Source organism: Pseudomonas sp. CP4, assembly GCF_047758505.1.
In the GTDB taxonomy this organism is placed as follows: Bacteria; Pseudomonadota; Gammaproteobacteria; order Pseudomonadales; family Pseudomonadaceae; genus Aquipseudomonas; species Aquipseudomonas fluorescens_AO.
The window spans coordinates 1,704,437-1,720,791 of sequence record NZ_CP180489.1; the positions used below are offsets into that span (position 1 = coordinate 1,704,437).

The following is a 16,355-nucleotide window of genomic DNA, read 5'->3' on the forward strand; positions in this document are numbered from 1 at the left end:
ACCGGAATACTGGCCATCCGCCGAGACTGAGTCAACATGTGACGCTCCATTCAGAGACTGAATAAGCCGTCTGCGTTCACAGTCGACCGGCGTGCGCGTTATAGTCGGGCATCCGATTTTTTCGCCCCCGCCCTGCCCGTCAGGTCGGCGTTACCGTTCGAGGATTTGCAGATGAAGTTCGAAGGCACCCAGGCTTACGTCGCCACCGATGACCTGAAGCTGGCGGTCAACGCCGCCATCACCCTGGAGCGGCCGCTGCTGGTCAAGGGTGAGCCGGGCACCGGCAAGACCATGCTCGCCGAGCAACTGGCCGAGTCGTTCGGTGCCAAGCTGATCACCTGGCACATCAAATCCACCACCAAGGCCCATCAGGGCTTGTACGAGTACGACGCGGTCAGCCGTTTGCGCGACTCGCAGCTGGGCAATGAAAAAGTCCACGACGTGCGCAACTACCTGAAGAAAGGCAAGCTCTGGGAAGCCTTCGAGGCCGAGGAGCGGGTGATTCTGCTGATCGACGAAATCGACAAGGCCGACATCGAGTTCCCCAACGACCTGTTGCAAGAACTCGACAAGATGGAGTTCTACGTTTACGAAATCGACGAGACCATCAAGGCCAAGAAACGCCCGATCATCATCATTACCTCCAACAACGAAAAGGAGCTGCCGGACGCCTTTCTGCGCCGTTGCTTCTTTCACTACATCGCCTTCCCTGATCGCACTACCCTGCAGAAAATCGTCGACGTGCACTACCCGGATATCAAGAAAGATCTGGTCAGCGAAGCGCTCGACGTGTTTTTCGACGTGCGCAAGGTACCGGGCCTGAAGAAAAAGCCTTCGACGTCCGAGCTGGTCGACTGGCTGAAACTGCTGATGGCCGACAATATCGGCGAAGCGGTGCTGCGCGAGCGCGATCCGACCAAAGCCATTCCGCCACTGGCTGGCGCACTGGTGAAAAACGAACAAGACGTGCAACTGCTTGAGCGCCTGGCGTTCATGAGCCGGCGCGGCACCCGCTAAGAGGCTGCTGCCATGTTGCTCAACCTGTTCAACGAAATGCGTGCTGCCAAGGTGCCAGTGTCGGTGCGCGAGCTGCTGGACCTGATCAACGCGTTGAAACAGCGCGTGACCTTCGCCGACATGGACGAGTTCTATTACTTGTCGCGGGCGATTCTGGTGAAGGACGAACGCCATTTCGACAAGTTCGACCGCGCGTTCGGCGCCTACTTCAATGGCTTGGAAAAGCTCGACGACCACTTGCAGGCGCTGATTCCCGAGGACTGGCTGCGCAAGGAATTCGAGCGTTCGCTGAGCGACGAAGAGCGCGCACAGATCCAGTCCCTCGGTGGGCTGGACAAGCTCATCGAGGAATTCAAGAAGCGTCTGGAAGAGCAGAAAGAACGCCACGCCGGCGGCAACAAATGGATCGGCACCGGCGGCACCAGCCCGTTCGGCTCTGGCGGTTTCAACCCGGAAGGCATCCGCGTTGGCGATGCCGGCAAGCGTCAGGGCAAAGCTGTGAAAGTCTGGGATCAGCGCGAGTACAAGAACCTCGACGACTCGGTGGAGCTGGGCACGCGCAACATCAAGGTCGCGCTGCGTCGATTGCGCAAGTTCGCCCGCCAGGGTGCGGCGGAAGAACTCGATATCGATGGCACTATCGACCACACCGCCAAGGACGCCGGCCTGCTGAATATCCAGATGCGCCCGGAACGGCGCAACACGGTGAAGCTGTTGCTGCTGTTCGACATCGGCGGATCGATGGATGCGCACGTGAAGATCTGCGAAGAACTGTTCTCGGCCTGCAAGACCGAGTTCAAACATCTGGAGTACTTCTACTTCCACAACTTCATTTATGAATCTGTGTGGAAGAACAACATGCGCCGCACTTCCGAGCGCACCTCGACCCAGGATCTGCTGCACAAGTATGGCGCCGACTACAAAGTGATCTTCATCGGCGACGCCGCCATGGCCCCGTACGAAATCACCCAGGCCGGCGGCAGCGTCGAGCACTGGAACGAAGAGCCGGGTTACGTGTGGATGCAGCGCTTCATGGAAAAATACAAGAAGCTCATCTGGATCAACCCGTATCCGAAAGATACCTGGGGCTATACCTCGTCGACCAACATCGTGCGCGATCTGATCGAGGATCAGATGTATCCGCTGACGTTGCGCGGGCTTGAGGAAGGGATGCGGTTTCTTTCCAAATAATCGTTAACCCGACGAACGCCTTCGCGAGCAGGCTCGCTCCTACCTTGGAATGCTTTTACCTGTGGGAGCGAGCCTGCTCGCGAAGCTTTCAGCGATCTTTAAAGCGCTGCAAATACTCGACATGCTCGCGGTGCGCGACGTCCTGCACCACTGGTCTCAATCTCACCTTCGCTCCCGGCAGGCACTGCGCCAATTGCGCCAGTGCCAGCGGCGTCAACGCACCCAGGCGCGGATAGCCGCCAATGGTCTGCCGATCGTTGAGCAACACAATCGGCTGCCCGTCCGGCGGTACCTGCACAGCGCCCAAGGGAATGCCCTCTGAGATCATCGGCGCGCCCTGATACTGCAACGCCGCGCCGAGCAGGCGGATGCCCATGCGGTCGGCGCGACTGTCGATGGTCCAGGTGCTGTTGAACACATCGAACAGGCTCTGCCCGCTGAACTGGCCGATCTGTGCGCCGAGCACCAAATCCAAAGGCGCGTGCATTTTGAAATCCGGCCGCAGCGCCGAAGGCATTTCCCGTACTGCCAACGCTTCGCCGCTGTAACCGAGCGCCGCCCCTTCGGCGAGCGGAAGGCCCATGCCATCAAGTCCGCCCAATTCTTCTCGCAGTACCGTGGCACTGCTGCCCAGTACCTTGGGCGCAGTAAACCCACCGGGCGCGGCCAGATAAGCCCGGGCGCCGAGCAAGGGTTGGGTAATCCGCAATGTCTGCCCTTTCGCCAACCGGAAACTGCGCCACGGCGCCAGTGGCTGTCCATCGATCTGCGCGCCGAGATCGGCGCCAGCCAATGCGAGCAAGCAATCCTCCTCAGCCACCACGGCAAAGCCGCCGAGGGTGATTTCAACCACTGCTGCATCCACCTTATTGCTGAGCAGCCAATTGGCCCAGCTCATCGAGCACCAGTCCGCCGCGCCACCCTGGGTCACGCCCAGATGTCGCACGCCAAACCGCCCGGCGTCCTGCAACAGGCACAGCGGTGTGCTGGCTTCGATCATCAATCGACTCATGCCAACGCCTCCAGTGGTGTGTCGTCGCCGCCCAGACGGATGAACTCGGCATGCTCGACCGCTTCGAAGCGCACCGTGTCGCCAGGCTGCATCAGGCTGTAACCGTCGCGATGGCGATCGAAGAGTTTTGCCGGAGTGCGGCCGATCAGGTTCCAGCCACCGGGCGAGACCACCGGATATGCCGCCGTCTGCCGCTCGGCGATACCGACGCTGCCGGCGGCGACTTTCTTGCGCGGTGTGTTGAGCCGTGGCGCGGCGAGCATTTCCTCGACCAGCCCCATGAAGGCAAAACCCGGCGCAAAGCCAAGGGCAAACACCTGATATTCCCGTGCGCTGTGGAGACGTATCACCTCCTCCACCGCGAGGCCGCTACGTTCGGCCAACAGACTCAGTTCCGGGCCGACACTGAGGTCGTACCAGACTGGCAAGACGTGACACTGCCCGGCACGGCGCGCATTCGGCGACAGATCGACCAGCGCTTCGGCGATCAATTCACGCGCCTGCGCCGGATTCAACAGGGTCAGATCGTAATGCACCATCAACGTGGTATAGGACGGCACCAGATCGATCAACTGTGCACCAAACGCCGTGCGCAAACGCTCGCTGGCGGCAAGCATCCACGGCATGTTGGCTTCAGCGATGTCATCGAACAGACGCAGCATCAGGCAATCGAGCGCCACCACTTCAATCCGTGGATTCATGACGCACTCGACGGCTGCAAGGCCTGACGAATGCGCTGCACGGCGGCCACCGAACTGGCGTTGTCGCCGTGTACGCACAAGGTATTGGCATGCAGGACAAAGGCGCTGCCATCGCTGGCGGTGAGCTCACCGCCAGCGGCGATGGTCAGTGCTTGCCCGATGATCTTTTCGGCCTCGTGATGCACCGCGCCCGGCAATTGCCGCGAGACCAATCGACCCGCGCTGTCGTAGGCGCGATCGGCAAAAGCTTCGAACCACAACGTTACCCCGTATTCATCACCGATTTGCTGCGCGGCAGCGTTGTCACGAGTGGCCATCAACATCAGTGGCAGGTTGCGGTCATACGCGGCCACGGCCTGTACCACCGCGCGCAACTGCGCCGGGTTGGCCATCATGTCGTTGTACATCGCGCCGTGGGGTTTGACGTAGCTGACCCGCCCGCCCTGCGCCTTGCAGATGCCATCGAGGGCACCGATCTGGTAATGCAGGATGTCTTGCAGCTCTTGCGCGGAATAGGCCATGGAGCGCCGGCCGAATCCGACCAGATCCTGATAGGCCGGATGCGCGCCGATCTGCACGCCGTGCTCAAGGGCCAGCGCCACGGTTTTGCGCATGATGCTCGGGTCACCGGCGTGAAAACCACAGGCAACGTTGGCGCAATCGATGAAGGGCATGACCTCGGCATCCAGACCCATGGTCCAGCTGCCGAAGCTCTCGCCAATGTCGCAATTCAATAGCAGGCGGCTCACGGTGAACACTCCTGTAGCTGCTGATCTTTTTATCTGTAGGACATTGCTGCGCAGGTTATCAGTTACTGCGCGTCGAGTTGCTTGCCACGGGTTTCCGGCAGACTCAGCGCCGCCAGAATCACCACACCGTAGGACACCGCTGCGAAGGCGCCGATGCCCATGCTCAGCGGGACTTTCTGGCTGAGCAGGCCGATCAACAGCGGAAACAGTGCTGCCAGCGCGCGGCCGATGTTGTAGCAGAAACCCTGGCCCGAGCCGCGAATCCGCGTAGGGAACAGTTCGGTGAGAAACGCACCCATGCCGCTGAAAATCCCCGAGGCGAAGAAGCCCAGCGGAAAGCCCAGCCACAGCATCACGCCATTGCTGACCGGCATCTGCGTGTAGAGCAGAACGATGGTGAACGAGCCGACCGCGAACAGAATGAAATTCTTCTTCCGCCCGAGCAGGTCGGTCAGATAAGCGCTGATCACGTAACCGACGTAGGAACCGACGATCACCATCGCCAGATAACCACCGGTGCCGAGCACGCTGAGTCCGCGTTCATTCTTGAGAAAGGTTGGCAGCCAGGAAGTGATTGCGTAGTAACCGCCCAGCGCACCGGTGGTCAGCAAGGAAGCACGAAACGTGGTGAAGAGCATGCCAGGGGCGAAGATCTCGTAGAACTTCGCCGGGTTCTCTGGGGTTTGCGCGGCTTTGGCTTGGCGATAGATTTCCGGATCTTTTACCAGGCGGCGGACAAAAATCACGAATATCGCTGGCACGATGCCGAGGATGAATAGCGCCCGCCAAGCGTCTTCCGGCGGCAACACCGAGAACAGCAGCGCATACAGAATCGCCGTCAGGCCCCAGCCCAGCGCCCAGCCGGATTGCACCATGCCCACCGCTTTGCCGCGATCCTTGGCGCGGATCACCTCACCGATCAACACCGCGCCGGCGGTCCATTCGCCGCCGAAACCGAAGCCCATCAGGGTGCGTGCGATCAGCAATTGTTCGTAGTTTTGCGCGAAGCCGCAGAGGAAGGTGAAGAAGGCGAACCACAGCACCGTCAGTTGCAGGGTGCGCACGCGGCCGATGCGGTCGGAGAGAATCCCGGCGACCCAACCACCAATCGCCGAAGCGATCAGGGTGCTGGTGTGAATCAGCCCCGCTTCGCCCGTGGTGATGCCCCACATCGCGATCAGCGTCGGCACAACGAAGCTGAGCATCTGCGTGTCCATGCCGTCCAGACCGTAGCCGATCTTGCAGCTCCAGAACGTGCGGCGCTCCTGCTGGTTGATGTTGCGATACCAGTCGAACGGCCCGGGGCGCGCCGCAGACTTGGATAAAGGAAGGGTGTCGGGAGCACTCATGGCAAATCTCCGCAGGGCTTTTATTGGTCTTGTTCGAAGCTCCGACGACGCCTATCGTGGGAACCGGATGCGCCGATTTTTCGTCGCCCTGCCCTGCGCCGTCCAACGAATAAAAACCCGCCTTAGGCATAAGAAAAATTTGTCACTCGAGCCTTGCCCATGAATCTGAAGTTTCTCGAGACCTTTGTCTGGGTCGCGCGCCTGAAGAGTTTTCGCCTGACCGCCGACAAGCTGTTCACCACCCAAGCGTCGATTTCCAGCCGCATTGCGGTGCTCGAAGGCGAACTGGGCGTGAAGCTGTTTCTGCGCGATTCACGCGGCGTCAGCCTGACCCCGGAAGGCCTGAAAGTGCTTGAGTATGCCGAGCAGATGCTCGACACCATGGCGGCGCTGAAACAATCAATCGAGACCCGTTCGAGCAAGGTCGGGCGGGTGCGTATCGGCGTGATGGACACGGTGATCCATACCTGGCTGAGCCCTCTGGTGGCGCAGATGACCGATCTGTATCCGCACGTGGAAATCGAATTGGTCGCCGATACTGCGCTGAACCTCTGCGATCAGCTGCAAAAAGGCTTTCTCGATCTGGTACTGCAAACCGATCTGGTCCGGCATGAAAGCGTGCGCAGCCTGGAACTGGCCAGCCATCCGCTGGGCTGGATCGTCGCCAGCAATTCGATCTACAACCGCGACTACGTCGACCTCGCTGAACTGGCGCAGGAGCGGATCATCACCTACTCGAAAAACTCACGGCCGCATCAGGATATCGTCGCTTTGATGCAGGCCAACGGCGTGTTGGCACCACGGTTGAATTGCGTAAATTCGGTGTCGGCGATCACCCGCTTGTTGCGTGACGGCTTTGGCATCGGCGCCCTGCCACCGGTGCTGGTGGCCGAGGAGCTGGCGCGCGGCGAATTGACTTTGCTCGACATCGAGCAGCGACCGGCGAATCTGCCGGTGGTGGTGTCGTGGCGGGTCGGGGTTGAATGGGTCGAGGAGATTGTGACGTTGTGTCAGCAGGTGCTTGCAGAGTACGCGCAGAAAGTCGGTAAAAATTACATTTCCCTTACGTCATGATCGTTCCCACGCTCTGCGTGGGAACGATCAAACCTTACAAACCGCGTACGTCGCGATCTTCGATCGGCCGGCTCTGACGTAGACGCCGGCCGCCGAGCACTACCCAGTCGATCAGGCGGAACAGGCATTCGATGCCGAACGACAGCAGCAACGCGCCGCTCATGCCCCAGATCATCGCCTCGGGCGTCAGCAGAATCTGGTAGCTGTAGCCGTTCCAGGTTTCCTTGCGAATATCCGGATCAGCCGCCAGCACCACTTGCAGGAAACGCACGTACCACGGCCCTTGCATCGCCTGGAATTGTTTATCCAGCGCGACCTGGCGGGTGAGCAAGGTGTTCAGGCTGTCGGCATCGCTGCGGAAGATCGGGTCTTCGCTGGCACGGTAGTGCGCGACCAGCGCCTGCATGTCGCCTTTGAAAAACTGATCGGCCGTGCCTTGGAAACCACGCAGGCCGGTCTGCGCTTCGATCAGGTGCGCTTCGACACGCTGGGCGTAATCGTTGATGAATCCCGGCACCTGGACACCGATCAACAGGCCCGCCGCAAACAACACCAGCCGTAGATAACTGAGCAACATGGGTGCAAATCCTTATTCGGTCTTGCCCTGGCTGACGCATTCGCCGCGTCGCCACAGGCTCCATTGGCCCGGTTCGTAGCGGGTCCAGGTTTCATTTTCGGTCAAAGGCTCGGTAGCGATTACGGTGACCACGTCGTTGGGCGTGGTTTCGGCCTGGAAGTCGACAATCACATCGACATCCTTGAGCCGCGCCGGGCCGAACGGTGCGCGGCGGGTGATCTGAGCCAGTTTGGTCGAGCAGTAACAGAACAGCCAGTCACCGTCGCTGAGCAGGCAATTGAACACGCCCTTACTGCGATATTCAGCGCAAGCCGCGACCAGATCCGGCAGCAGCACTTCGATATCAACCGGTTCCGGAAACGCCGCACGGACACGGTTGAGCAGATCGCAGAATGCCGCTTCGCTGTCGGTATCGCCGACCGGGCGGTAAAAACTCTTGATCGGGGTGAAGTCAGCGAGCTGGCCGTTGTGCGCGAAACACCAGTTGCGCCCCCACAGCTCGCGGACGAACGGGTGGGTGTTGGACAGGCAGACCTTGCCGACGTTGGCCTGGCGGATGTGGCCGATGACCACTTCGCTCTTGATCGGATAACGCTGGACCAGATTGGCCACTTCCGACTCGCTGCTTGCTGCCGGATCCTGAAACAGACGCAAGCCGCGCCCTTCGTAGAAGGCAATGCCCCAGCCGTCGCGGTGCGGGCCGGTGCGGCCGCCGCGCTGCATCAGGCCGGTAAAGCTGAACACGATGTCGGTCGGCACGTTGGCACTCATGCCCAGTAATTCACACATGTGCGGACTCTCGGGTTACAGACGCGGCTCGACCCGCATGCGCTGCGGATTGTTCGGCACCGGCGGGCGACCGTAGCGGTCGTCACCGGCGCCGCCGAACGGTTGATCATCGTCGCGCTCTTCGGCACGGGCGGCGGCCTTGGCGGCCTCGGCGCGTTCACGCCGCGCTGTCGAGGCGCGCTCGATCGGCAGGCGGATCAAGACAAAAACCAGATAAACGCCGAAGGCGATCATGCCGTACATGAACAGATCGGAAACCGCGCGCCAGGCGTTGTTGCCGACCTTGAACAGCATGTCCAGGGCGGTGATGGCGATGGCCGGTGCCACTTTGGCTTTCACCGGATCGACGATGGTCGGGCTGAACAGCAACACTGCCATCAGCACACGCAGCGGCTCGCGCAGCCAGCGCCACATCCAGGTGGTCAGGCGCATCCATACCAGCAGGCAGCCCACGGCGGCAAAGGCGTAAAGGCCCCAGGCGATCAGATAGTCGTTCTCGGTCATGGTGTCCATGGCAAGGCAGGCAAATTGGCGCTTATAGTAACGACTTTTCGCCCATGCGGCTTGTCCCAATACCAGACGACCACTGTTATCCCTGTGGGAGCGAGCTTGCTCGCGAATGCGGTGTGTCATTGCAGCAAAAGTCATCTGCCAGGACGCCTTCGCGAGCAAGCTCGCTCCCACAGGGCTCTGCGGCGGTTTCAAAATACGCGAAACCTTTATCCGAATATTGTCCGAGAGCCTTCCATGCCCGAATCCGCCAATGTCATGACTGCCCCAATTGCCCAGCGGGCGCCCGGCGCCGACCCGTATGCCTGGCTGCAGGAGCGCGACACCGACGCGGTGCTCGACTACCTCAAGGCTGAAAACGCTTATCAGGAAGCGCAAACCGCCGATCAGACCGAGCTGCGCGAAAGCCTGTTCAACGAGATCAAGGGCCGGATCCTCGAAACCGACCTGTCCCTGCCCTCGCCTTGGGGCCCGTATCTGTATTACACGCGCACCACCGCCGGTGACGAATATGCCCGGCACTACCGCTGCCCGCGCCCGGCGGACGACAGCCTGACCCTCGATGAAAGCCGCGAGCAACTGTTGCTCGACCCGAATGCGCTGGCCAATGGCGGCTTCTTCTCGCTCGGTGCTTTCAGCATCAGTCCTGATCACCAGCGCCTGGCCTACAGCGTCGATACCTCGGGCGACGAGGTCTACACGCTGTTCGTCAAAGAGCTGTCCAACGACAAGGTCAGCGAACTGGAATTCGAGGACTGCGACGGCAGCATGACCTGGGCCAACGACAGCCTGACCCTATTCTTCGGCGTGCTCGACGACACCCATCGCCCGCATAAACTGTTCCGCTATCGCCTCGATGGCACTGCCGCTGAAGAAGTCTTCCACGAGCCGGACGGGCGGTTCTTCCTGCATTGCTACCGCGCCAGCTCCGAACAGCAATTGCTGCTGTCGCTGGGCAGCAAGACCACCAGTGAAGTCTGGGCGCTGGACGCCAATCAGCCACATCTGCCATTCAGCTGCCTGGCGCCACGGGTCGAAGATCACGAATACGACGTCGACCACGGCCTGCTCGATGGCGTCTGGACCTGGTTTATCCGCACCAACCGCGACGGCATCAACTTCGCCCTGTATCAGGCCCCGGACACTGGCGTGCCGCCAAGCGAGGCCGACTGGCAGAACCTGATCCCGCACAACGATGACGTGATGCTCGACGGCGTCAGCCTCAACGCAGAGGCGATGACCTTGAGCCTGCGCGAAGGTGGCCTGCCGATCATTGAGGTTCACCCGCAGGACCAGGCGTCGTATCGCGTGCAGTTGCCCGATGCGGCCTACAGTCTGCATGTGCAAAACAGCCTGGAATTCGAGAGTGATCGCATTCGCTTGCGCTACGAAGCGTTGAATCGCCCGGCCCAGGTGCGCCAGTTGATCCTCGCCAGCGGCGAGCAAACGGTGCTCAAGGAAACTCCGGTACTCGGCCAATTTGATGCCGACGCCTATGTCAGCCAACGTCTATGGGCCACCGCCCCGGACGGCACGCAGGTGCCGATCAGTCTGGTGATGAAGCGCGAGATGGTCGGTAAACCGGTGCCGCTGTACCTGTATGGTTACGGCGCTTACGGTTCCAGCCTCGATCCGTGGTTTTCCCACGCACGCCTGAGCCTGCTTGATCGTGGCATGGCCTTCGCCATCGCCCACGTGCGCGGCGGCGGTGAGCTGGGCGAAGCCTGGTATCGCGCCGGCAAGCAGGAGCACAAACACAACACCTTCAGCGACTTCATCGCCTGCGCCGAGTTTCTGATCCTCAACGGCATCACCACGGCGGAGAAACTGGCGATCAGCGGCGGCAGCGCCGGTGGCCTGCTGATCGGCGCGGTGCTCAACCAGCGCCCGGATCTGTTCGGCGTGGCGATCGCCGAAGTGCCGTTCGTCGACGTGCTCAACACCATGCTCGACCCCGAGCTACCGCTGACCGTCACCGAATACGACGAATGGGGCAACCCGGAAGAACCGGACGTCTATGATCGGATCAAGGCGTACGCGCCGTACGAAAACGTCACCGCGCAGGCTTATCCGCCACTGCTGGTGATCGCCGGTTACAACGACAGCCGCGTGCAGTATTGGGAAGCGGCCAAGTGGGTGGCGAAATTGCGCGCGACCAAGACCGACGACAATGTGCTGCTGCTCAAGACTGAATTGGGTGCCGGGCATGGCGGCATGAGCGGGCGCTATCAGGGATTACGTGACGTAGCGCTCGAATATGCATTTGTGTTCAAGGTTTTGCAGATTGCCTGAGGAACTCTGTGGGTGGCTTGGGTCTTAACAGCAGACCCTTGTGGCGAGGGGATTTATCCCCGTTGGGCTGCGAAGCGGCCCCAAAACCTGCAAACTCAGTATTCCTGAAGCACCGAGTTGGCAGGATTTGCGACTGCTGCGCAGCCGAGCGGGGATAAATCCCCTCGCCACAAAAGCCCATTCCTACGGGATCCGTGTATAGCCTTGAAATGTGATAACAAAAAGACCGCATCGACATGTCCGAACCGACCTTTCTGAACAACGAAATCCGCGACTGGCTGATGGACTGTGGCCTGTTCGATCAATTGCAGCTGGCCGACTTTGCGGCCGCTTCCGGTTACTTCAGCATCAGCACCGTGGCTGAGGGCGAGGCGATTTTTCGCGAGGGCGATGCCGGCAGTTTCATGTGCATCATCCACACCGGCCAGGTCGCCGTGCAGAAAACCGGCGCCGACGGCCAGGTGATCACCATGGCCACCCTGCGCAGCGGCCGGGCCTTCGGTGAAATGGCCGTGCTTGATGGCGAACGCCGTTCGGCCACGTGTATCGCGGCGAGCAATTGTCAGTTGCTCAACCTGGGCAAGGACTCGCTGGAGAAAATGCTCAACGACGCACCTAAAATCGCCGCAAAGATCATCCGCGCCCTCGCCGTCTCGCTGTCCAAACGCCTGCGCATGGCCGACGGCCAACTCGCCGCGCAACAGGTTTAACCGCCGGGGGATTTGACCTTGTTGCCGTTCGGCTCGATGCCCGGCACCGGTTGATCCTTGCTCGGCGGGCTGGGCATCTCGATCGGCACCAGCGGCGGGCTGCCGCTGCCGGCGCCCGACTTGGGCAGGGTGATCGGGGTGATCTGCGGATACGGCGTCGGCGTCGCGGTGCCGGGCGAACCGGGCTGCGGCGTCGGGCTGACCGGAACGCTCTGCTGGGCCTGCACCGCAGTAATCGCGAGCGCGGCCAGGGTAATGACCGTTAGAATGGTGCGCTTCATCAAGGGCTCCGTTTGGCCTCTAGTCTGTGCTCAGGCTACTCCCAACGCGCCTGCTTGCCTTCCCCCCCTTTAGAGATTTCCATGAAACGTTTCGTTCTGCTCGACACCACCCCGATCCCTGAAAACGGCGGTGCCCTGTGCCTGTTCGAGTATGGCGAAGATTTCGTCATCAAGATCCAGGGCGGCGACGGCGGGCAGTTGATGAACACGCGCATGCACGGTTCTGAAGATGCGCTGGCCGAGATTCCCTGCCGCAAGGTAGCTGGCCGGCCGGATTCGCGGGTGTTGATCGGCGGTCTGGGCATGGGTTTCACCCTCGCCTCGGCACTCAAGCACCTGGGCAAGGCCGCCGAAGTGGTGGTCGCTGAGCTGGTGCCCGGCGTGGTCGAGTGGAATCGCGGCCCGCTCGGGGAGAAATCCGGTCGGCCATTGCTCGACCCGCGCACGGTGATCCGCATGGAAGATGTGGCCAAGGTGCTGCAAAGCGAGCCGAACGGTTTCGACGCGATCATGCTCGACGTCGATAACGGCCCTGAAGGCCTGACTCAAAAGGCCAACAGTTGGTTGTACTCCGCCGCTGGTCTGAATGCCTGCGCCAAGGCACTGCGTCCCAAAGGCGTGCTCGCGGTGTGGTCGGCCAGCGCCGACCGGCAGTTTTCCGACAAATTGAAGAAGGCCGGTTTCAAGGCCGAAGAAGTCCAGGTCTTCGCCCACGGCAACAAGGGCACCCGCCACACGATCTGGATTGCCGAGAAGCTCAAGGGCTGAGCTAAACTCTGCGCATAACCGTCATCAGTCTTTCTGCAAAGGTGAACCCATGAGTTCGTCCACCCCCACCAACACGTCGAAGCTGGACCGCATCCTCGCCGACAACCAGCGCGACAAGGAAATGGGCTACCGCGACAAGGCCCTGAAGATGTACCCGCACGTCTGCGGCCGCTGCGCCCGCGAGTTTTCCGGCAAGCGCCTGAGCGAACTGACCGTGCACCACCGCGACCACAACCACGACAACAATCCGCAGGACGGCTCCAACTGGGAGCTGTTGTGCCTGTATTGCCACGACAACGAACACTCGCGTTACACCGATCAGCAGTATTTCGGCGACGGCTCGCTGAGCACACCGAAAATCGCCAAGGCCACGCATAACCCGTTTGCCGCTCTGGCCGGTCTCATGAAAAAAGAAGATTAAAGTTCTTCATTGGCCTGGCTGGCCCCTTCCCGAGCAAGCTCGCTCCCACACTGGATCGGTGTCATGCACAAAACCACTGTGGGAGCGAGCTTGCTCGCGAAGGCGGCCGTTCGGGCACCGCCAATCCATGATCTGACCACAACCGCCCAATCCCCGTATAATCCCGCTCTTTTTCCCGAAGGCACCCCGCTCGTGGCAGACAAACGGTACAGCTGCATTGGTTTGTATAACCCCAAATCACCGGAGAACGTCGGCTCGGTGATGCGCGCCGCAGGGTGTTACGGCGTGGCGTCGGTGTTCTACACCGGCAAGCGTTATGAACGCGCCGCCGATTTCGTCACCGACACCAAGCGCGTGCACTACGACATCCCGCTGATCGGCATCGACGACCTGAAAAAAATTCTCCCGCTCAACTGCGTGCCCGTGGCGGTGGAGCTGGTCGAAGGCGCCCGGCCGCTGCCGGAATACACCCACCCCGACCGCGCGCTGTACATCTTCGGCCCGGAAGACGGCTCGCTGGATAAAGAGATTCGCGACTGGTGCGAAGACGTCGTGTACATCCCGACCACCGGCTGCATGAACCTCGCCGCCACCGTCAATGTCGTGCTCTACGACCGCATGGCCAAAGGGCTGAATACCCGCTCCGGGCCGAAATTCCGCTGAAGCGTCGCACATTCGATGGAACAAGCTGACCGCCGTGGCAGTCAGCTTATCTATCAATCGCACCCTGCCTGGAGATAGATCATGAGCGAGCTCAAACGCGTAGAACGCATCGAATCCACCCCGTTCCAGTCGCCTGCGCACAAAAATGTGCATGGATGGGAGCGCGTCGGCTCGTTGACCGGCGGCGTGTTGATGGTCGGCAAGGGCCTGCGCCGGGGCGGCGTGTTCGGCCTGATTCAAGTGGCGCTCGGCGGCATGGCCGTGGCCCGTGGCATTACCGGGCACTGCTCGGCGAAAAGCCTGCTGGAAAAAGGCCGTCAGGACATGAGCAACGTGCGGGCGAAGATCGAACGCGCCGGGGAAGAACTGAGCAAGCTGAAGACCAATGCCGAAGTGGCTACTGAAACAGCCACTGTGACCGGCAATGATTCGCTGACCTCGCCGAAAGCCGGGGTTTGATCCGGGATCCTCAGCGCCGCTGATGGCCTCTTCGCTGGCAAGCCAGCTCCCACAGAAAAACCTGTGGGAGCTGGCTTGCCAGCGATTGCGATATACCTGAAGGGAGAAAATTTCAGCCCGCGCGAAAGATCAGATGATCTTCCCAGTCATCCTCCGGCACGCTGCCTTCAGCGAGCATGCGCCCGGATTGGGAAATCCGCTCATGGTGCACCGCATCGCGGTCGCCACACACCAGGTGATGCCATAACGGCAGATCCTTGCCCTCGCTGACCAGACGATAACCACAGGTCGGCGGCAGCCATTTGAATTCTTCCGCCTGACCCGGCGTTAGCTGAATGCAGTCCGGGACAAACTTGATCCGGTTCGGATAATCGCTGCACTGGCAGGTTTTCAGATCCAGCAGTTTGCAGGCGATGCGCGTGTAATAGACGCTGTTGTCTTCTTCGTCCTCAAGCTTTTGCAGGCAGCACAGACCGCAGCCGTCACACAGCGATTCCCATTCCTCGTGATCGAGTTGATCGAGGGTTTTGCGTTTCCAGAACGGTTCGACTATGGCGGCCATGGCTCAAGCATCAACATCAAGGTGGTGAAAAGGCCGCCAGTCTAGTGCCAGTGGACGCAAGGGCCAAGCGCTGGCGACTGCCGGTAAATCCGCTTGTCAGCGCCAGCGCCGCCCGCTGAGCAAACTGGTGGCTGCACTTTGAAACCAATGTGGGAGCGAGCCTGCTCGCGAAAGCGCTGTGTCAGACACGCTGTTGTCGACTGACACGCCCTCTTCGCGAGCGGGCTCGCTCCCACAGTGAAGTCGGTGGAGAGTCAGTAACCGCGGGTGAAATCCACTTCCCCACGCAACGCCTTACCCGCCTCGTACGCTTTCAGGTTCTGCACAAACAAATCCACCATCAGCGCTGGCGAGGTCGGTGCCGAGCTGTGTCCGGTGAGCAGCAAGCCCCAAGCGGTCCAGAAGGGGTGGCGTTGCGGCAATGGTTCCTGGCGGCAGACGTCGATCACCGCGCCGGCCAGATGCCCTTCTTTCAAAGCCTCGACCAGATCGGCATCAACCACCGCGACACCGCGTCCAGCGTTGATGAACAACCCGGTCGGTTTGAATTGCTTGAACAGCGCCGCGTCGTAGATATCGTGGGTGTGTTCGGTGTTCGGTAGCAGATTGACCACGTAGTCCACCTCGCCCACCAACCGTGGCAGATCGGCCAGCGCGCCGACTTCGACGAATGGCGCCTGTTCCCGCGCGGTGCTGGCGATGCCGTACAGCTCGACGCCGAACGGCAGCAGAAATTGCGCGACACTTTGGCCAATGTCACCGGTGCCGACGATCAGCACCTTGCGCCCGACCAGACTCTGGCCGCTGCGGTTGTCCCACTTGCGCTCGACCTGACTGACCAGCCGCGCGAGCACTTCGCGTTCGTGGCCAAGGATGTAGGTCAGCACGTATTCGGCCATGACCTGACCGAAAATCCCCACGGCGCGGGTCAGGCGATAATCGCGGCGCAGGCCGTCGGCGAGCAGCGGCGTGATGCCGGCCCAGGTCGATTGCAGCCATTGCGGTTGATGCCCTTGGCGCAGCAGGGTCGCCAGCAGATCCGGCTGGCCCAGCCACACCGGGCAATCGGCGGCCTGCCGCGCCAGTTCGGCGGAGTCGCCACTGGTCAGGACTTCAAGCTCGGGCAGTGCCTGACGCAGCAGGCGGGCGTATATCGCGTGGTCGTGTTCGGCAATCAGAACGCGCATCTTCAAACCTTTCGCAAACCGTGCAGACGGCCGCCGGGTTGGG

General features: G+C 60.9%; 19 protein-coding genes. 9 read left to right on the plus strand and 10 right to left on the minus strand.

Translation table 11 applies throughout. From position 1 onward, the window contains the following. Positions 1-171 precede the first annotated feature (171 nt). Positions 172-1,017 carry an AAA family ATPase gene (locus ACMYUN_RS07555; RefSeq protein ID WP_039760966.1) on the plus strand — a complete coding sequence of 282 codons (846 nt, stop codon included), beginning with the start codon at positions 172-174 and terminating at the stop codon, positions 1,015-1,017. Between the two features lie 12 nt (positions 1,018-1,029). Beyond that, entirely contained in the window at positions 1,030-2,208 is a 1,179-nt protein-coding gene (locus ACMYUN_RS07560) for a vWA domain-containing protein (RefSeq protein WP_016771218.1), read from the plus strand. An 88-nt stretch (positions 2,209-2,296) separates the two neighbouring features. On the opposite strand, the gene ACMYUN_RS07565 is transcribed toward ACMYUN_RS07560, so the two are convergent. From ACMYUN_RS07565 to ACMYUN_RS07580, 4 genes are all read right to left on the minus strand, one after another. Then, positions 2,297-3,220, minus strand: coding sequence for a biotin-dependent carboxyltransferase family protein (locus tag ACMYUN_RS07565; protein ID WP_415763374.1), 924 nt, complete (start codon positions 3,218-3,220; stop codon positions 2,297-2,299). Then, the gene (gene pxpB / locus ACMYUN_RS07570; protein WP_415763375.1) at positions 3,217-3,921 is read right to left on the minus strand and encodes a 5-oxoprolinase subunit PxpB; all 705 of its coding nucleotides are present in this window, start codon (positions 3,919-3,921) and stop codon (positions 3,217-3,219) included. Before pxpB ends, ACMYUN_RS07565 begins: the two co-directional genes overlap by 4 nt. Beyond that, positions 3,918-4,670 (minus strand): 5-oxoprolinase subunit PxpA, encoded by a 753-nt coding sequence (locus ACMYUN_RS07575; protein WP_415763376.1) that lies wholly within the window; start codon positions 4,668-4,670, stop codon positions 3,918-3,920. The genes pxpB and ACMYUN_RS07575 overlap by 4 nt, the downstream gene beginning before the upstream one ends. 62 nt (positions 4,671-4,732) lie before the next feature. After that, the gene (locus ACMYUN_RS07580) at positions 4,733-6,019 is read right to left on the minus strand and encodes an MFS transporter (RefSeq protein WP_415763377.1); all 1,287 of its coding nucleotides are present in this window, start codon (positions 6,017-6,019) and stop codon (positions 4,733-4,735) included. Positions 6,020-6,178: 159 nt separating this feature from the next. Between ACMYUN_RS07580 and ACMYUN_RS07585 the strand changes: the two genes are divergently transcribed. Continuing rightward, on the plus strand, positions 6,179-7,093 hold the full coding sequence (locus tag ACMYUN_RS07585; RefSeq protein ID WP_415763378.1) for a LysR family transcriptional regulator: 915 nt from the start codon (positions 6,179-6,181) through the stop codon (positions 7,091-7,093). A gap of 34 nt (positions 7,094-7,127) precedes the next feature. On the opposite strand, the gene ACMYUN_RS07590 is transcribed toward ACMYUN_RS07585, so the two are convergent. Genes ACMYUN_RS07590 through ACMYUN_RS07600 form a run of 3 tightly spaced genes read right to left on the minus strand, consistent with a single transcriptional unit; the run spans position 7,128 to position 8,972 of the window. Then, positions 7,128-7,670 carry a DUF2937 family protein gene (locus ACMYUN_RS07590; protein WP_016771223.1) on the minus strand — a complete coding sequence of 181 codons (543 nt, stop codon included), beginning with the start codon at positions 7,668-7,670 and terminating at the stop codon, positions 7,128-7,130. Between the two features lie 12 nt (positions 7,671-7,682). After that, positions 7,683-8,459, minus strand: coding sequence for a class II glutamine amidotransferase (locus tag ACMYUN_RS07595; protein WP_024012022.1), 777 nt, complete (start codon positions 8,457-8,459; stop codon positions 7,683-7,685). A 15-nt stretch (positions 8,460-8,474) separates the two neighbouring features. Next, a complete protein-coding gene (locus ACMYUN_RS07600) occupies positions 8,475-8,972 on the minus strand; it encodes a hypothetical protein (protein WP_016771225.1) in 498 nt (165 codons plus the stop codon). A gap of 234 nt (positions 8,973-9,206) precedes the next feature. Between ACMYUN_RS07600 and ACMYUN_RS07605 the strand changes: the two genes are divergently transcribed. Next, on the plus strand, positions 9,207-11,261 hold the full coding sequence (locus ACMYUN_RS07605; RefSeq protein WP_415763379.1) for a S9 family peptidase: 2,055 nt from the start codon (positions 9,207-9,209) through the stop codon (positions 11,259-11,261). Between the two features lie 236 nt (positions 11,262-11,497). Further along, the gene (locus ACMYUN_RS07610) at positions 11,498-11,971 is read left to right on the plus strand and encodes a cyclic nucleotide-binding domain-containing protein (RefSeq protein WP_016771227.1); all 474 of its coding nucleotides are present in this window, start codon (positions 11,498-11,500) and stop codon (positions 11,969-11,971) included. Here the strand turns inward: ACMYUN_RS07610 and ACMYUN_RS07615 are convergent. After that, on the minus strand, positions 11,968-12,252 hold the full coding sequence (locus ACMYUN_RS07615; protein WP_016771228.1) for a hypothetical protein: 285 nt from the start codon (positions 12,250-12,252) through the stop codon (positions 11,968-11,970). The genes ACMYUN_RS07610 and ACMYUN_RS07615 overlap by 4 nt on opposite strands. An 81-nt stretch (positions 12,253-12,333) precedes the next feature. On the opposite strand from ACMYUN_RS07615, the gene ACMYUN_RS07620 reads away from it, so the two are divergent. From ACMYUN_RS07620 to ACMYUN_RS07635, 4 genes are all read left to right on the plus strand, one after another. Continuing rightward, positions 12,334-13,020: a spermidine synthase gene (locus ACMYUN_RS07620; protein WP_415763380.1), complete on the plus strand. Its 687-nt coding sequence runs from the start codon at positions 12,334-12,336 to the stop codon at positions 13,018-13,020. Between the two features lie 49 nt (positions 13,021-13,069). Then, complete coding sequence (locus ACMYUN_RS07625; RefSeq protein ID WP_003222612.1) at positions 13,070-13,441, plus strand: YajD family HNH nuclease; 372 nt, start codon at positions 13,070-13,072, stop codon at positions 13,439-13,441. Positions 13,442-13,633: 192 nt separating this feature from the next. Continuing rightward, on the plus strand, positions 13,634-14,104 hold the full coding sequence (locus ACMYUN_RS07630; RefSeq protein ID WP_007911337.1) for an RNA methyltransferase: 471 nt from the start codon (positions 13,634-13,636) through the stop codon (positions 14,102-14,104). A gap of 81 nt (positions 14,105-14,185) precedes the next feature. After that, entirely contained in the window at positions 14,186-14,563 is a 378-nt protein-coding gene (locus ACMYUN_RS07635; protein ID WP_039760946.1) for a DUF2892 domain-containing protein, read from the plus strand. Positions 14,564-14,675: 112 nt separating this feature from the next. Here ACMYUN_RS07635 and ACMYUN_RS07640 read toward each other — a convergent pair whose 3' ends face one another. Together ACMYUN_RS07640 and ACMYUN_RS07645 are read right to left on the minus strand one after the other, a co-directional pair. Continuing rightward, the gene (locus ACMYUN_RS07640) at positions 14,676-15,125 is read right to left on the minus strand and encodes a YcgN family cysteine cluster protein (protein ID WP_016771232.1); all 450 of its coding nucleotides are present in this window, start codon (positions 15,123-15,125) and stop codon (positions 14,676-14,678) included. A 254-nt stretch (positions 15,126-15,379) separates the two neighbouring features. Then, positions 15,380-16,312, minus strand: coding sequence for a D-2-hydroxyacid dehydrogenase (locus tag ACMYUN_RS07645; protein WP_415763381.1), 933 nt, complete (start codon positions 16,310-16,312; stop codon positions 15,380-15,382). Positions 16,313-16,355 lie beyond the last annotated feature (43 nt).

Bases quoted from the DNA above. Each gene is read 5' to 3' on its own strand.
- ACMYUN_RS07605 (WP_415763379.1), top strand. From the start codon at position 9,207: ATGCCCGAATCCGCCAATGTCATGACTGCCCCAATTGCCCAGCGGGCG.
- ACMYUN_RS07585 (WP_415763378.1), top strand. From the start codon at position 6,179: ATGAATCTGAAGTTTCTCGAGACCTTTGTCTGGGTCGCGCGCCTGAAG.
- ACMYUN_RS07620 (WP_415763380.1), top strand. From the start codon at position 12,334: ATGAAACGTTTCGTTCTGCTCGACACCACCCCGATCCCTGAAAACGGC.
- ACMYUN_RS07580 (WP_415763377.1), bottom strand. From the start codon at position 6,019: ATGAGTGCTCCCGACACCCTTCCTTTATCCAAGTCTGCGGCGCGCCCC.
- ACMYUN_RS07640 (WP_016771232.1), bottom strand. From the start codon at position 15,125: ATGGCCGCCATAGTCGAACCGTTCTGGAAACGCAAAACCCTCGATCAA.
- ACMYUN_RS07600 (WP_016771225.1), bottom strand. From the start codon at position 8,972: ATGGACACCATGACCGAGAACGACTATCTGATCGCCTGGGGCCTTTAC.
- ACMYUN_RS07625 (WP_003222612.1), top strand. From the start codon at position 13,070: ATGAGTTCGTCCACCCCCACCAACACGTCGAAGCTGGACCGCATCCTC.
- ACMYUN_RS07555 (WP_039760966.1), top strand. From the start codon at position 172: ATGAAGTTCGAAGGCACCCAGGCTTACGTCGCCACCGATGACCTGAAG.
- ACMYUN_RS07645 (WP_415763381.1), bottom strand. From the start codon at position 16,312: ATGCGCGTTCTGATTGCCGAACACGACCACGCGATATACGCCCGCCTG.
- ACMYUN_RS07565 (WP_415763374.1), bottom strand. From the start codon at position 3,220: ATGAGTCGATTGATGATCGAAGCCAGCACACCGCTGTGCCTGTTGCAG.
- ACMYUN_RS07590 (WP_016771223.1), bottom strand. From the start codon at position 7,670: ATGTTGCTCAGTTATCTACGGCTGGTGTTGTTTGCGGCGGGCCTGTTG.
- ACMYUN_RS07610 (WP_016771227.1), top strand. From the start codon at position 11,498: ATGTCCGAACCGACCTTTCTGAACAACGAAATCCGCGACTGGCTGATG.
- ACMYUN_RS07560 (WP_016771218.1), top strand. From the start codon at position 1,030: ATGTTGCTCAACCTGTTCAACGAAATGCGTGCTGCCAAGGTGCCAGTG.
- ACMYUN_RS07615 (WP_016771228.1), bottom strand. From the start codon at position 12,252: ATGAAGCGCACCATTCTAACGGTCATTACCCTGGCCGCGCTCGCGATT.
- ACMYUN_RS07595 (WP_024012022.1), bottom strand. From the start codon at position 8,459: ATGTGTGAATTACTGGGCATGAGTGCCAACGTGCCGACCGACATCGTG.
- pxpB (WP_415763375.1), bottom strand. From the start codon at position 3,921: ATGAATCCACGGATTGAAGTGGTGGCGCTCGATTGCCTGATGCTGCGT.
- ACMYUN_RS07635 (WP_039760946.1), top strand. From the start codon at position 14,186: ATGAGCGAGCTCAAACGCGTAGAACGCATCGAATCCACCCCGTTCCAG.